The following is a 15,736-nucleotide window of genomic DNA, read 5'->3' as shown; positions in this document are numbered from 1 at the left end:
ATATCTTAAATATGGAAATAAGGGTTTTAGAATGAGCTTTGGCTTAGCAAAGGAAGACAAGTTTGAAATCATCGCTATCCTTCGTGAAGAGCTTCATAAGAAAACGAAACTGGAAATCCTGTGTGGAGACAGTAGCGTTATCACGCAGTTAGAGAAGATTGATTTCGAACGGTTTGTCATCTCCGGACACGGAGACATTGTTCCTGAAAAGGTCCAATACTTTATCCTGCACAGTGAAAGCGGGATTGTAAAATTTAGTGCCAGGTTCGAACAAACCTCGTCAGCAGGTGCGGAAGCAGGATTATCCTACTTCATCCCGGATATGATTTTCTTTGCCCAGCAGAGACAAAATCAGCGTTTTTCATTCCTGAAGGATTATGACTTTTTCTGTTTTGGTCGTTACAAAAACGGAGAAAACTACTCTCTCAAGATTAAAAATATCTCGCAGGGTGGTTGTGCGTTAATCGTTAAAGATGTAAACGCCCGTTTTCTTTATAAAGATGCGGTGATTAAAAATGCATCTCTGGATTTCGATACATTTGGCAGTTTACAACTGGACTTAAAAGTGATCGATGTCGTCCCGATCAATGAATTTGATGAGGATAACCAGTTGTATTCTTGTCATCAGATTTCATGTGAGTTCGACTTTAAAAATCGTCGTGAAGAGACTGAAGTCGAGAAAATCATTATTAAATTTTTAATGAGTAACAAGATTAGAAGCTTATAAGGAACGGTGAACAGGATGTTGATGTGTGGCAGTGATAATTTTGTGGGCAATGGTATGTTTGCCTACCTGACCAGCAAACATGTACCGATACAAACATTCCAGTTTGAGGATATGTTGCATCAGTCATCATTATGCCAGCATCAAACCATGGTTTTTAATATCATTGATAATGAACAAGCGTGTTCAGACATTGTTCAGTTTTTGAATAAAAACCGATTCAAATTTTATAATAACGTCGTGGTGATTGTTGCTGATAGTTTGGTGGCGAAATTATGCGTAGAGTTATTATATGTCGAAAAAACAATAGTTTTGACTGAAAAATCTTCACTGCGCGATTTTGGTCAATTGGCGAAATTATCAGTCGGGAAATGGAACCCCCGACTGTATCGTTCGCAGAAGAGATTAACCGAAAGAGAACAGCAGATCCTGAACTTACTGGTAAGTGGTTATACAGCCAAAGAAATTTCTGAGTTAGTTAGCCTGAACTATAAAACGATTCAGGCACATAAGATGAGAGTCGTCGCCAAACTTGGCCTGACCAATACCTCTGATTTAAATAAGTTAATTGTCAGATTTACCCATCGTATGTCTTTTTTACCCTAACCTGACCATTCTTTTCTGATGTAATACACCTAATAGTAGATACAATTTGGGAGTGATTTTGACTGGTTTTTAATTTTATGATTTGTAGAGGGAGAGGGGAATGTTTAATTCCAATGAGGTGCTAACTGCGCTTGAAAAGGCTTTGAATACCAGTCAACTTTATATGGTTTATCAGCCTATTTTCAATTTGCATGCCCAGCGTATAAGCGGATTTGAAGCATTAATGCGTTGGAATAGTCCTCAGATGGGTATGATCTCTCCCGATGTTTTTATTACCTTACTGGAAGATAGCGGCAATATTATTTCCATTGAAGATATGGTTACTCACTCTCCGTGGGATGTTGCAACTTCCTGGCCTGACCCCATTGTATTATCCGTCAATATTTCCGCGCTTGAATTCTGCGATCCTCTGCTACCCCAACGCGTCAGACAAAATCTTGCCACTTCCGGACTGCCGGTCCATCGATGCCAAATAGAGGTCACGGAAACGTCACCGCTGTGTGACAGCCAGATTGCGGCTAAAAATATGACGGAATTAAAGGCGATAGGGGTCAAGCTTGCACTTGATGATTTTGGAACCGGCCATGCTAATCTTAATTACCTGTTGAAATATCCTTTTGACACTTTAAAAATTGATAAGGAATTTGTCACCGGTATTGAGCCCGACACCCGATCAACGAAGATTGTTGAGGGTATTATTTCACTGGCGCATAATTTTGGCATTGAAGTTCTTGCCGAAGGGGTGGAAACCCAGTCCCAGCTGGAGCGGTTGATGCAGATTGGTTGTGACAAAATTCAAGGCTTTTTCATTTCTCCCCCGGTGCTGGCAGAAGAAATCCCTTCACTCTTAGCACAATATAATCGTTAATCCCTCCTTTTCACGTTTCCCAACCCCTTGGTTGTTCCGCGTTGCTGTTAAGTCTGTAGGCCTGATAAGCGTAGCGCATCAGGCGGCTTTGAACGGCAAAAAAAAGCCCCCTGCAGAACAGGGGGCTGGTGAGTTTATGTCAGCTTAGAACGATTTCTTAAAGCCGATAGAGGCATTGACCGGCGCTTCTACCTGCGATTTACTGCCGCCGTTGCTGAATTGCGTACCCAGCTCACCGTAGACCTGCAGGTTTCTGTCGATGGACCATGACAGGCCGGCTGCAACTTCAGTGCTGGAGTACTGCTGTGAAGATTCCAGCGTGGTGGTGGCTACCGCATTGGTAAAGTGCGTTTTGTCTTTTGAACCCAGACCCTGCCAGACGTTTACCCTGCCATACGGCTGGAATTTGCCATGGTTGGTGTCATAGTCAGCGACCAGACGCACGCCCAGACGCGCGGTAAAGGAATCCGCAGTATCCATTTTCACTTTCGTTGGGGTCACACCATCCAGCGTGCTGTTATCAAAGTCGCTGTACTGGTAGATCAACTGAGCCTGAGGTTCCAGACTCCATGCGCTGGCACCTAAACGGAACGATTTACCTACCTCTGTCGACGCCGTCAGCGTGTTGCCTCTGACCGTATACGAGCCGTTGTTACCGGTCGCCTCCAGGCGGGATTTATGGTTACCGTACTGCAGGACGTTATCAACATACATACCGTCACCCGAGAACCAGGTAGCATAGCCGCCGACGTAAAATGCGTTGTCGTCGATGTTACCGCCTTTGCCATCGCTGCCTGTCTTCGTGCCTTTCACGTTGCTGTCGATATCAAGGATGCTGGTATACATCCCGGCTTTCCAGCTTTCGTTAGCATACATATCAACGCCGACCTGAATGCCCATGGTATGGGAGCTGGTTTGTGTACCGGCCGCGTCATCCAGTTTGGTTTTACCGGAGTAGCCAATCATTCTTGCCCACGCGCGATTGTCTTCATCAATGCCCGGTTTAACCTCGTCACCCATACGTTGGTGCATGTTACCCAACAGGCTAAGATCACCCTGACGTACGACGCTGGCGAGGCCAGAATACAGCATGGTTTCTGGACGGTATTCACTTCTCAGATACCAGTTTTCACCCTGGCCCTGAGCATTACCCGCATGCAGTTGGTACTCAAACGCACCTGCAGCCATACGATCGGCGGCAAGATGGAAGGCATCCCGCGACGTTTGTGCGGTGGTGGTTGCGCCATTGAGCGCTGTCACCACTTCGATACCATCCCCAATGGTCGGCGCGCCGAGACCAGAACCATCGACATCCAGCAGCGTGCTACCGCTGGCTTTACCGCCATCGATAATCAGACGGTCGGCAATGCCTGAGCCGCTACCATTCTGGATAGCCGCCATGTTGATAGTCCCTTTTTCGCCGGTGTAATCCCCTTTGACGGTTAAGGTTGTGCCAGTCTGCTGACCGATGAGCGAGACATCGCCACCGTTGCTCAGGCCCGCTACCGTTTGGTTGTAACCCTGAGTGTTCAACGTGGTGTCTGCGACCACATAGTGGTGCGATGCGCTACTCAGGGTGTTGGCATTACCCGCTTGCAACACGCCGTTGGCGATCAACGTCGCGCCGCTGTAGCTGTTTTCGCCTTGCAGCTCGGTAATGCCGCTACCGGTTTGATGCAACTGGCCTTTACCACTGATATTGCCGGTCAGCGCCAGGGTATCGCCACGATTGACGTTGAGTACGCCGTTATCAACGACATCCCCCTGAATGCTGCCGATATCACCGCCGTTACCCAGCTGTAAAACGCCTTGTTCGATGGTGGTGCCACCGGTGTAGGTGTTATCCAGCGTCAGGGTGAGGGAGCCTTTACCGGTTTTGGTCAGTTGACCGTTACCTTCGACTTCAGTCAGCAGAGAAACGTCATGCCCGTTGGTGTCGAATGTCCCGCCGCCGGATTCCAGCGTCACCTGACGGGCAGTATCAAACGCTTCGCCATACTTCAGCGTACCGCCATTAAAGGTAATTCCCGTATCTGCCGCACCCAGGTTGGTATCGCCCGCTACCTGCAGCGTCCCGGAGGTGATGGTCGTTCCACCGCTGTAGGTGTTGTCGCCTGCGAGGATGAGGGTACCGAGATCGCCTTTATTCAGGCCGCCGGTACCGCGGATAACGCTGTCGATAGTCGCGGTGTAGTTGGCGCCGTCTACTGTGCCATCGCCAACGCGAATCAGGGTATTGGCCGTATCGGTGGTAATGGCTTCGCCACCCACGCGATAACCATCGGTGGCGAACTGCGCGCCGCTGATGATGACGTCGCCTTTGCTGTTATCGACGGTCACGTTGCCTGCTTCACCCTGGAAGACGGCAAACGCGGCATCGGTAAACGGTGCGTTCAGCGCGCCTTCCGGCGTTGATTCATCGGTAGTCCAGTTGTCGTTACCCTGGCTGGATTGCCAGATACCGTCGCCGCCGTTGATGACGCCGTTGTTTTTCAGCTCGCCATTCTCACCGCCGGTGCCGTCCCAGAAGCGCAGCGTTAGTCCTGCGTGGTTGACCAGGTTGACCTGATTTTTCACCGATGTCTGCACGTACAGGCTGTCAGCCGCTTCCGGCGCGTTAGCAATATCCATCACATTGTTGGTCAATGTGCCGGTGTAGTTGATGACGCGATAGACGCCGACATCAAAGCTGCCGCCCGGTGAGGTTTCAATGTTGAGCTTACCATCGAGCGTCAGATCGCCGTTTACGTCAATCAAGTCGTTGAAAGCACCGCCCGGGGTGTAAGCCTGACCAAACTGATAATCCAGCTGTGCGTTATCACTGAGCGTCAGCGAACCGGTAGTCAGTTTACCCACGCTGTTGATAGCTGCACCCGCAGTAATATGCGCGTCGTCCAGCACATCAACCGCGCCGCCAATAATCCCGTTACCGCCGAGCGTTGCCCCGGATTTCACTGTCACCTGGCCGGTAGCCGCAGACTGATTACCGTTGACCAGCAGCACGCCTTCATTGACGTCCGTGGTGCCGGTGTAAGTATTGTCGCCGGTCAGCGTTAACGTACCGTCACCGATTTTCACCAGGCTACCGTCGTTGCCGCTGATAATGCCGCTGATGGTGTCATCAAGATGCAGATTACCCAGCGACAGCTCTTTATTGCCCAGTTCGACATTACCCGCACCGGACAAGGAGCCGATCGATGTTGCGCTGTCGACTGCGCTGATATCGACCTTACCGCCCGCCAGGTTTTTAACGACGGTATTTTCTGCCATCGCCTGGTCAGCGAAGGTCATCAGTCCGCTGTTGTTCACGGTGGCATTACCGCCGCTGGCGTCTTCTTCCAGCGCCAGAGTACTGTCTTTTGACACGTTAACCGTCGCGTTGCCCGCGGTGGCGTTGTTGGTTAACACCGCTTTCGCCGTGCCCGTCAGGTTCAGCATTGCGCTCGCTGCGGTGACGTTATCTGCCAGCGTTAACAGGCTGTCGGCGATGTTCATAGTCAGGGATTTCAGGCTGGTATCTGTCCCGCTGACATTGAGCGTCGCGCCCTTATTGACGTTCACGGTGCTGCTTTCGTTACTGCCAAAGGCTCCGGTTTTGCTGACGTTGACCGTCACATTGTTGGCGTTTCCGGTACCAGCAATTTCTGTGTCGCCTTTGTAGCTGTTTGCGCGGTCGAGCGACAAGGTGCTGCCCGCATCGCTAGAGCTGCTGGTGACTTTCAGTTTACCGTCGCCAGTAATCTCACCGGTTGGCGTGAAGTGGTGCGAATTGAGATCGAACACCGCTGCGTTCTCATTCGCTCCCAGCTCGATGGTGCGATTGCTGGTCAGGTCCGCGCCCAGTTGCAGCGTTGAACCGTTATTGATTGCCAGGTCAGTTCCGCTCTGGCCGAGATTGCTGTCGGAGGAGATCTGCAACGTGCCGCCATCAATGCGCGTGCCGCCGCGATACTCGTTATCGCCGCTGAGGATCAGACGGCCAAGGTCGGTTTTCACCAGCGTCAGCTTGTCAGCAGTACTGGCTTCGCGGATAACAGACTCAATGGTCGCGGTATAGTTTTGCCCCGCGCCACCGGCGCCAACGCGCAGCAGCAGTTCGCCTGTTCCCGGCGTCTGGCCTGCGTGGGTCGCGTTTTCAGTGGTGGCATACGCGTTAAGCGCATCGCCTTTAACGACATAGCCATCGGCATCAAACTGTGCCCCGGAGAAGTTAACTTCTCCCGCGGCGTTGTCCACGGTAACTGTACCGCCTTTGGTGGTGAAGACGGCGAAGGACTTCTGTGCCCAAGGGGCGTTACCTTCACCGGTTGCGGTGGTCCAGTTGTTATCACCCTGGCTGCCGATTGCCATCCATTTGCCATCGCCACCGTCAATTTTGCTGTCGCCTTCAATACCCGACGCGCCGTGGCTCTGATTGACGGTTGCGCCGTCCCAGAACTGCAGGGTAACGCCGTTGGCGTTCACCAGGTTGACCTGTTTGTCGATGGAGGTCTGGACAAAAATATTGCTCTTATCCTGACTGTCCGGTATTGCGCCTAATTCCAGCGTCTGGTTATCCAGCGTGCCGCCGTAGTTATAGATACGGTACACGCCCGGTCCGAAGTTACCGCCCTGTGAAGTGGTGACATCCAGAGTCCCGTCCAGTTGCAGATCGCCCGCAACATTAATCAGATCGTTTAGCGCGCCGCCTGGCGTATAGGCCTGACCCAGTTCGAAAGCGGAAGTCGTTTTGCTACCAAGCTGCAGATTACCGTTAATGGATAACGTACCCGCACCACCGTCACCGGCGCTGAGGGTCGTGGCATCGTTCATCAGCACGTTGCCGCCGATTGTGCCATTACCGCCAAGTGTGGACGTGCCGCTAACGGTGGTGGCACCGCGCGCCGCGCTTTGATCGCCATTCACCAGCAGCGTGCCGTTGGTAACGGTGGTGTCGCCGGTGTAGATGTTGTTACCGTTCAGACGGGTAATGCCGCCGCCGATTTGCTGCAGCGCGCCAATACCGGAGATCACGCCGTTGAGCAGCACGGTGTTGGCGCGATTAATCGCCAATATGCCGTTGTCGATAATGTCTGACACGGCGCTGACTTCGCCTGTATTTCCGCCGTCACCCAACTGCAGCGTACCGGTTTGAGCGATAGTGGTAGAGCCGGTGTAGGTATTGTTAGCTGTGAAGATCGTGGTACCGCCCGCCGCACGTTCGAACTTCCCGTCACCGCTGATGATACCGCGATAAATTTGCGCCGCTGAAGCATCACCCTGGGTATCGAAGATAACCCGGCTGCCTGTGCCCTGGGTCGTAACATTGTAATCGCCAATGCTTGCTGCAGTACTGGTCGGCTCGACGTGGTCGCCGGTGCTCAGGGTTGCGCCATTGTTTACGGCAATGGTTTTGCTTGCCAGTGTCAGGTTTTCTACGACCCGGACATCTGCGTTTGAGCCGCTGATAGTCAGCGAATCCCAGCCGGTGCCGATGTTGGTGCCAGTGGTCAGGTTGTCGCTAGCCAGCGTACCAATCTTCGCACCTTTTGTATCGGTGAAGGTGAGGGCGTTGCCGCTACCTGCTTCAGTAGTGATGTGGCGTGTTTTATCCAGCGTCACATTGCCGATGTTGGCTTTATTGTTACCGCCAGTACCGGCGAAATTCACTTCACCCGCATAGGAGCCACTACGCCAGTTAAAGATGTCCGCACCTTCGCCGGTATTGATTACGCCGCTGGTTACACCGCCGCTGATATCAATGGTGTCATTGCCTTTGCCGGACTGAATGGCCACGGCCGTGTCGTTGATGGCCTGCAGGGTTCCCGTGTTGGTAATGGTTTTACTGCTGTCGCCGCTGGCGTCAATAACCGGTGAGGTGGTGCTGGCAGAGATAATCTTGCCGCTGTTGGTCAAGGCGCTGACGTTTTTCGCGATGATCGCCGAACCGCCTGCGTCGTTATGCACGTTAATGTCGGCATTGGTGGTGACATTACCGTTGGTATTAGCGCGGATACCGCTGCCTTCGCTGTTCAGCACCTCAATGGTGTAGCCTTTGCCGATGGTCAGATCGCCCGATACCGAGCTGCCATCGCGTTTTTCAAAGGCAAAGCCGGTACCTTTCCCGTTGACGTTGAGGATATTTCCAGCGCTGTCTTTATCGGTCATGGTCAACGCCACGCTGGTGCGGATGCCTGCGCCATCGTTGGAGTTTATGGTGACGTTTCGTAACAGGATATTGTTATTGTTAGCATCGTTTTGAATGCCAGCACCGTCACCCTTTGCACTGATCTCCACATTTTGCGCGGACAGAGCGCCAGCGCCTTCGGCCAGACGAATACCGTCAGCGGTGCCATCGGTAGTAATACTGTCGCCAGAAATACCGTTAATCAGCAGGCTGGCTCCTTGGGTGAGCAGAACCCCAGCAGTACCATCATCAACCTGAACTTTGCCCAGCTTATTAATCTGCGCGCTGGTACCTGAAGCCCTAACACCGATGCCGTTGCTGACATGCAGGGCGCTGGAGGAGTTATTGGTTAAGCTCCCGTCTTTTTGAACATCAACGCCGATGCTGTCGACGCTGGCCAGATCGATAATCGAGTTGGTATCCAGGATCAGGTTGCCCTGATTCCTCGCCACATAGGCGATAACCTCATTGCCGCTAGCTTCAGAGGTAATCTTCGCGTTGGAGGTGAGGGTGGTGCTAGTCGGATTACCCTGCGTGTCACCATTCAACTGGTGAGCCTGACCATCCACAACCCCGGCAATGGTTCTTTCGCCGGTTAAATTGATGGTCGTTTTATCGCTGATAGTTCCTTTCGCGCCGCCTTCGATAACCAGCGCCGCTGAGTCGCTACCCTTAACGGTAAACGTAGCTTCACCGGTATCTACGCTACTGCCAGCGCCGGTGGCGAGAACGCCCACGGAATTCTTACCGCTGAGGGTAAGATCAAGGTTGGAGCCAGCCTGACCATTCGGCGGTGTGGTATTCCCGGCCAGCAATGCGCCATTGGCGATACGGAAAATGGTGGTGCGATCCTGACCATTGTCATTCATCACCGCCTGACCAATGTTGGCGGTAGCGCCTTTACCAAACAGGTAATAACCAATCTGATCGGTGCTGTTAAATGTCGGGCTACTCAGACTGTCAACGTTAGCGATGGCGTTATCACGTACGTGCACACCGATGTTACCGGCTTTATCCAGCGTAATGTTGGAGTAGACGTTGACCACTGCCTGGCCGTTAGCGCCGCCTTCTGCCCAGATAGCGTAGTTACGGTTACCGACACCGCCTTCACCGTCCACCACGATAGAGCCTGAAGCGCTGGTGGTGACTTCGGCATTTTTGTTATTGGCGCTAACGTGGATCCCCACGTTGTTGGTGCCATTTACGTTAATCTTGCCGTCGTTGCGGATTTCCTGATTATTTTCCGCGCCGCTGTCGCGTACGGAGATGCCGTAGTTCTTACTGCTGCCCCCGCCAGAACCTCCATTGATCACGATATTGCCGGTATTGAGGACGTTGCCCGTGGCATTCCCGACCAGAATCCCCGCGGTGTTGCGTATGCCGGTTCCCAGCGTGATCAGACCGTTGTTAATCACCTCTTTGGCACTCTTGGTCATGATCCCGGCGCTCAGACTAGAGCCGCCAGCCATCGTGACATCTTTAGACGGATCGCTTGCGTCGCGACCAAGATAAATTGAGGCATCCTGAGCGTTAGTGAAAGTGGCATTCCCGGCAACTTCTACGCCATAAGCGGTGCCTTTGGCAAAGGATGCACCGTTTTTGCGCCCGTCCACGACGTTGATATCGCCGTTGTTGACGCCTTGCGATTCGTCAGACAGTTGCATGCCAATAGCCAGCGTCAGCGAAGAATCTGGCTCATCCTTACTCCAGGGATCTGCTGCCGACGCGGTACCAAAGTTATCGGTGGTGATCGCCTGGTTAATGGTGCCGTTGTTTGCTATCTGGCTGGCGCCTTGCCCCTGCATGCCAAATGCGCCATAGCTGTTGACGTTTTGATTGCCGTCTTTGTCGATAAACAGCCCGGAGTTGATGATCCCGTTGTTGGTTGCCGTTGCGTCTTTTGCCAGCATGCCAATCGCCAGACTCTGCCCGGTAGACGTGCGTAATGCGTTCAGCTCGCCAAGGTTAGTGATAACCCCGCCATTAAGGGATTTCATGACACCGTTAATACTGCCGTCAACGGCAATAATCGCATCTTTGTTCAGGGTGCCGGAGGTGCCTGCACCGTTGGCGTAAATAGCATGCAGCTCACCGCGGCCAGCGGTCGCGTTATTGCTATGCGACAAGCCGTCGGTCCAGACGTCGTAATCCCAGGTAAGCACGTCTGAAGACTTGCTGGAGTTGATCAAGCCATCAATCAGCTCCGCGTATTTTGTCTGCGCGGCGGTGACGGTTGTGATATCACCGTTTTCAACATCCAGCCACAACTGCAGTTGGCTGACCTTTTGCCCTTCAGGGTTTTCTGCTGCGTCGCTGCTTTTACCCAACAGCCAGTCGTTAAAATCGGCCAGCTCCTGCGTGCTGGTAATGTTAAATGTGCGCGTACCCGTTTCGACTACTTTACCGTCTGCATCATAGCCGTAGGACATGAGTGTTACATCATCGCCAAACACGGAGGTTTGCGCTGAACCGGCGAACGTTTTTTCAGGGATAACTGGGGCGGCGTTAAATTTTATATAGTTATCGGATTGCCAGTTAACCTGGCTACCTGCGTCCTGAGCCTCCAGCAAGGAGGAGTCTTTAGCCAGCAACTCGATAGTATTGGCTTTGTCACGGACATTGAGCGTGTCGTTGCCAATATCCAGATTGGCTATGGAGCCATTTGTCGCCAGCGCGATGCCAAATTGTTTATAGATTTTAGACAACGTTGGATCGTAGGTGTTTAATACCGAATCGCCGATCTGTGATTCGGTAAGAAAACTACTTAACTCTTGGGTATCAAAGACTTTAATTGATGCCGGCTCACCAGGAAATGCCGGGTCGTTAATAGAGAATTCTGTACTCTGTGAAGGCGTCGACGACCGGTTGTACGTCAGGTATTCCGCCAGCTCTTCAGCATTAGTAATCGTTTTTACGCTCTGGTCAGGGCTGGTGGCCTTAAGAGTGATTTTGCCGGTTTGCAGCAGCTCTCTGATGGTCGTTGATTCAACAACGCCACTTTGACCCGGACTGATCGTTGGGATCGCACCGCTGATATTGAGCGCCTGACCAGCAGTGATATCTTTATATAAGAATCCGTAGTCGTGGATACCCGCATAATCCCCAACGGAAATACCTGCCTGGTAGTCGGTGAAAATATTGTGATCACCGATATCGATAATCGGATCAGCGGAAACCTGCATTGAAGCAGCGCTTAATGCACCCGCTGCTAATACCGCAACCGTTTTACGCGAGCTGCTTTTTTTCTTTCCTTTGGTTAATTCAGAAACGACCACCCAGATACCGAGCGCCGCGTTCCAAATAATGCTGTAAACTTTGTTCATATATAACCCTCGTCTACATTCCTGTTATGCATGTGTTAATACATTGAGTTGTTGGCTATGGTTGGCACGCGGATGTGCTACCCGGTAATAGATTTTTGGGAATAGGGTTTCCTTCCGTGCGATGCGGAATTAAAAAGCGAGTCGAAAGAAAACTTTTTTAAATAATAACCGTGATAATTGTCCTTAAATAAGTCAGTTACGGCTGGCTATAGTGAGAAATGGTGTACTTGAGCCGGGTGTTATTTTTGCCGAGTTTTCTGGCAATATTGCTTTTGTACGCCCCGATGGTTTTTTCACTTTTTTGTGATGCCCCGGCGATTTGTGTCAGTGACCATCCTCGTGCAAGCATCATCATTACGTTGAATTCGTTTGCTGTGATCTTGTTGTGTAATGCTTTGATATTTTGTTGGTTATTGTTTTTTGTGATACGTGTAACGGCATGGTGTAGCCGATCAAGACTGGCATCTTGATCAAGAAACAGCATGTTCTTCCCACAAACGGTTTGAAAAAGAGTAAAAGTAGCTTCATCTGCCAAAACAATAATTTTGGTGACAGGTCGTAAAGCCATGTTGCGGATAATCCTGGCATATTTTAAAAAATCTGATTTGTCAGGATTAATGATGATGCAATCCGTTTCATAAGGAAGCATTTTGACAGCAGAGAGCGTCTGGGAGGAGTAATACGCGATATCAATATATAATGATGAGCCACGTAGGATTTCTCGCATGCCTAGCCAAGGGTAAATTGAGTCACCCAAAAAAATAGCCTTTGACATAACGATCTCCTTGAAATTTTGGTGCAAGCAGCCGCCTCTTTTTGTAGGTTAAAAAAGAGTTTCTTGCGACGCGTGAAATGTTAATTAAATCTCGTATTACGTTCTGTGCTGTGAACGTATCCTTATTAATTCCAGATTAAACAGATATTCTCTGTATTTATTAGAATCATTAACTATTCTTAAAGTAGATATTACACTTTGTTAAAATTTAAGATAAATCGTTTATTTCAGCTCTGCGTAAATGATTGATAGATTTCGCTTATGAATCGCATGAATAATGATTGAGTGGTTTCTGTAAAGACAGGGTATTCCTATCTGTTTTGGAGGGGATTTATATGAAAAACATTATATTTCAGATGGATACCCGTTTTTCTTAATGGGCTTACTGGTTGGTAGGAGAATTCTTAATCAAGACCAGGACAAAGAGAAGGGGCGTCGAGGGGAAGATAGAAATATCGCTAAATTTGCAGTTATCGACCTGAAACTCGAGTATCCAGGTTGATAATTCTTAGCGTTGTGATGTTTTTAGGGAATTATCCTATTTTTAGCTTTTTGTGCTTAATTTTAAAAACTCACTTGAAGAGGTTATTTTTTCTGATTGCTATTGCTGATAGGGCTTAGCCTGCCAACAGTTCCTGTTCAACCTGATGTACCTGCTGTTCCAGTGTATTGCGGATTTCCGTAAGCGCCCGTTGTTGATCGGAGAAGTAGGCTTCTTTATCTGTCACGGAGGTGGCAAGCCGCCAGGCGTTTTCGGCTTCCAGTTCGGTAATCTCTTTGAGCAGCGCGTTAATTTGTTCTCTGAGCTGCTGTATTTTGCTGCGTAAATGCTGCAAATCGTTCAATCGGTCACTGGCCATCATCGGTTCGAGGCCGCTTTGCAATTGAGTCAGTAGCGCCCGGACGGTGGCAAGATCGGCATTTTGGCGCGCCTGGTTAAGCTGCACCATCATCTGATGCGCTTTCTCTTTCAGATCATCGGCTACCACGTCCGGGTGGCAAAGACGGCTTGCCTGACGCCACAGGCGTTTTAACTCATTACGTTCATCAGAGGAAAGCCGCTGGTCACGGCTAAAACGATGCTGTGCATCCTGCTGCTGCTCCTGATATTCATCATATTCATGGCTGGCCTCTTCCTGTGCCTGACGGGTTGCGCTGTCGTCCTGGCGAGAAAAGTCGTTTTCCAGCTCACGAATCTCCGCCAGCAGGGCGGTAATCAGTTCAGTTTGCTGCTGAATACGTTGGCGTGTTTCCACCGATTCGCGCGAATCTGAATTCTGGTTCATCCAGTGCTGCTTGAGCCTGGCCAGTTGATCAACAGCCTGGGAAATATAGTGCTGACAGGATTGATAGTCTTTTTCCCGGCGTTTTCGCTCCGCTTCCTGTTTGCGCAGGGCACTGGCGGCGAGCTGTTTACGCAGTTCGAGAATGCGGCTCATCAGCGGTCCAAGACGAAGGTGATACAGATCGTTGAAATCATCGAGGATTTGAATGCGCGTGTTGCGCTTATCGATCAGGTCACGCAGCTGTGTTTCGAGTGCTTTGAGTTCCAGCTTACTGGCGGCAATGGCGGGATCCTGCCACGTAGAGACTGCCCGTTGAGATTGCAGCCAGGCCGAGATTTCACGCAGGGCATCACCAAAGCGTCGTTCTTCGATCGCCTGCACAATGGTGCCTGGTACGACTGACAAAGGCTCATTTTTAAGATGCGCCACCTGCTGGAAAATAATCTCCTCATCTTCCAGTTCAATAGCGCTTTTGACGATTTCCAGTCGTTTGATGATCTTATTCATGACAGTCGTTGCCTGGCCTGGCTAAAAAACGAGTGGCTGAAGTACAACAGGTTCACCCGTTTGAAAATGTTAGAAAAACAGTAAAGCGCATTCTGTGGCCTGCGATGCCTTTTCGTCCAGAATAATTCACTGTAATTATGAAAAACCGGAAGTCGCGCGCACCTGTCTGCATCTTCAAACCTCTGTTTCATGTTTTTTACTCTCGGGTAATTATTCTTGATTCAGTAAAGATAATGCGTATAGTTCTCATTCTCTTTTGTTATTAACTCCCTGTATTACTTCTGGTAAGGATCCCGACAATGAAAAAAACAACATCCGCGCTGGCATTGCTGATTGCTGCGGCGTTAAGCGGTTGTGCGGCGCATACCACGCCAGCCAGCAACGCCAGCGTTACGGAAAAAACAGCGCAACCTGCCGTCAGTGATGTGCAACAACGCGCGCTGGCGGATGGGTTATATGAAATGGCGCTTAGCCCGGCAGGGGATGCGTTGTACGTTGCCAGCGCCGAAGGATTTAAAGATGTGCAGGGCGGCGTGGTTTACAAGCTGGATCCAAAAACGCTTAAAACGCTCGGCTTGAGTCATACCGATATGAAAAACTTTGGTATGGCTATCTCGCCGGACGGTAAAACAGTGTATGTCACCAACTCACTGGATGGTGGCCTGAGCGCGCTGAATACCGCTGACGGCAAAGTGAAAAATCGCGTACTGTTCCCGGAACGTAACCCAGAAGGTTTCCCGTATGGTGCGCGCCAGGTGCTGCTGCATAACGGTTTGCTCTATATTGGTGCCGTGGCGGATCCGGCGGTGATTTGGGTGGTTGACGCTGAAACCCTGAAGCTAAAAACCCGCATTAAAAATACGGGTAAATGGATGACCGGACTGCATTATTCAGAAGTGACGCAGCGAATTTATGCAGCTAACGGCGGCGGTGAAATTCTTGTTATCAACCCGCGTAATCAGCGCGTAGAAAAACGCTGGCAACCGCTGGGAGAACAACCTGCGCTGTTGCTGAATATGACGGAGGACGCACAAACGGGTCGCCTGTTTGTCACCGACAACTCGAAAGCGAAGACTACCCTGGTGCTGGATATCCATACTGGTAAGCTGCTGAAAAAATTGGATGTGGGTGATTCGCTGGCAGTGAAATTTAACGCAAAACGCAACGAAATCTATATTACCCAGCGTGATTCAGGGAAATTGCTCAGCCTGAATGCGACCGATTACAGCGTGAAGAAAAGCTGGGATTTACCACCTAACCCTAACAGCTTGCTGCTCTCGGCGGATGGGCAAACCCTGTTTGTCACCGTGAAACAGAAATTTAATAAAGACCACTCTACATCTGCGCCAGATAACGTGGTACGTATTGACCTGAATAAACAATAACAGCTCGCCTTCTTTCTATTGTTTTTCTCCCGAGCCTCGGTGCGTTGGGCAAGGAAGCCCGGCGTATCCAATCGATTGCGCCTTGCGACAACCAGG

Annotated in this window: 7 protein-coding genes; 4 read left to right on the top strand and 3 right to left on the bottom strand. The window is 50.5% G+C overall.

The genetic code is table 11. From position 1 onward, the window contains the following. Positions 1 to 31 precede the first annotated feature (31 nt). The 3 genes from OGX83_RS11430 to OGX83_RS11420 all read left to right on the top strand — a co-directional run bounded on the left by OGX83_RS11430 (position 32) and on the right by OGX83_RS11420 (position 2,198). Positions 32 to 727, top strand: a complete 696-nt coding sequence (locus OGX83_RS11430) for a flagellar brake protein (protein WP_286588063.1) — start codon at positions 32 to 34, stop codon at positions 725 to 727. 21 nt (positions 728 to 748) lie between these two features. Then, on the top strand, positions 749 to 1,330 hold the full coding sequence (locus tag OGX83_RS11425; RefSeq protein ID WP_003831148.1) for a helix-turn-helix transcriptional regulator: 582 nt from the start codon (positions 749 to 751) through the stop codon (positions 1,328 to 1,330). A 100-nt stretch (positions 1,331 to 1,430) separates the two neighbouring features. Continuing rightward, a complete protein-coding gene (locus tag OGX83_RS11420; RefSeq protein WP_003831149.1) occupies positions 1,431 to 2,198 on the top strand; it encodes a putative bifunctional diguanylate cyclase/phosphodiesterase in 768 nt (255 codons plus the stop codon). 144 nt (positions 2,199 to 2,342) lie between these two features. Here the strand turns inward: OGX83_RS11420 and OGX83_RS11415 are convergent, their stop codons facing one another. The 3 genes from OGX83_RS11415 to OGX83_RS11405 form a co-directional block, all read right to left on the bottom strand. Beyond that, the gene (locus OGX83_RS11415; protein ID WP_286588061.1) at positions 2,343 to 11,687 is read right to left on the bottom strand and encodes an autotransporter outer membrane beta-barrel domain-containing protein; all 9,345 of its coding nucleotides are present in this window, start codon (positions 11,685 to 11,687) and stop codon (positions 2,343 to 2,345) included. A gap of 196 nt (positions 11,688 to 11,883) precedes the next feature. Further along, positions 11,884 to 12,462: a helix-turn-helix transcriptional regulator gene (locus OGX83_RS11410; RefSeq protein ID WP_008784033.1), complete on the bottom strand. Its 579-nt coding sequence runs from the start codon at positions 12,460 to 12,462 to the stop codon at positions 11,884 to 11,886. A gap of 617 nt (positions 12,463 to 13,079) precedes the next feature. Further along, the gene (locus OGX83_RS11405; RefSeq protein WP_219987799.1) at positions 13,080 to 14,255 is read right to left on the bottom strand and encodes a coiled-coil domain-containing protein; all 1,176 of its coding nucleotides are present in this window, start codon (positions 14,253 to 14,255) and stop codon (positions 13,080 to 13,082) included. A 299-nt stretch (positions 14,256 to 14,554) separates the two neighbouring features. Between OGX83_RS11405 and OGX83_RS11400 the strand changes: the two genes are divergently transcribed. Beyond that, entirely contained in the window at positions 14,555 to 15,640 is a 1,086-nt protein-coding gene (locus OGX83_RS11400; protein WP_060682617.1) for a YncE family protein, read from the top strand. Positions 15,641 to 15,736: the final 96 nt, after the last annotated feature.

This window comes from Citrobacter sp. Cpo074 (assembly GCF_030332745.1).
Lineage (GTDB): Bacteria > Pseudomonadota > Gammaproteobacteria > Enterobacterales > Enterobacteriaceae > Citrobacter > Citrobacter portucalensis.
This window is presented reverse-complemented; position numbering and strand designations above follow the sequence as displayed.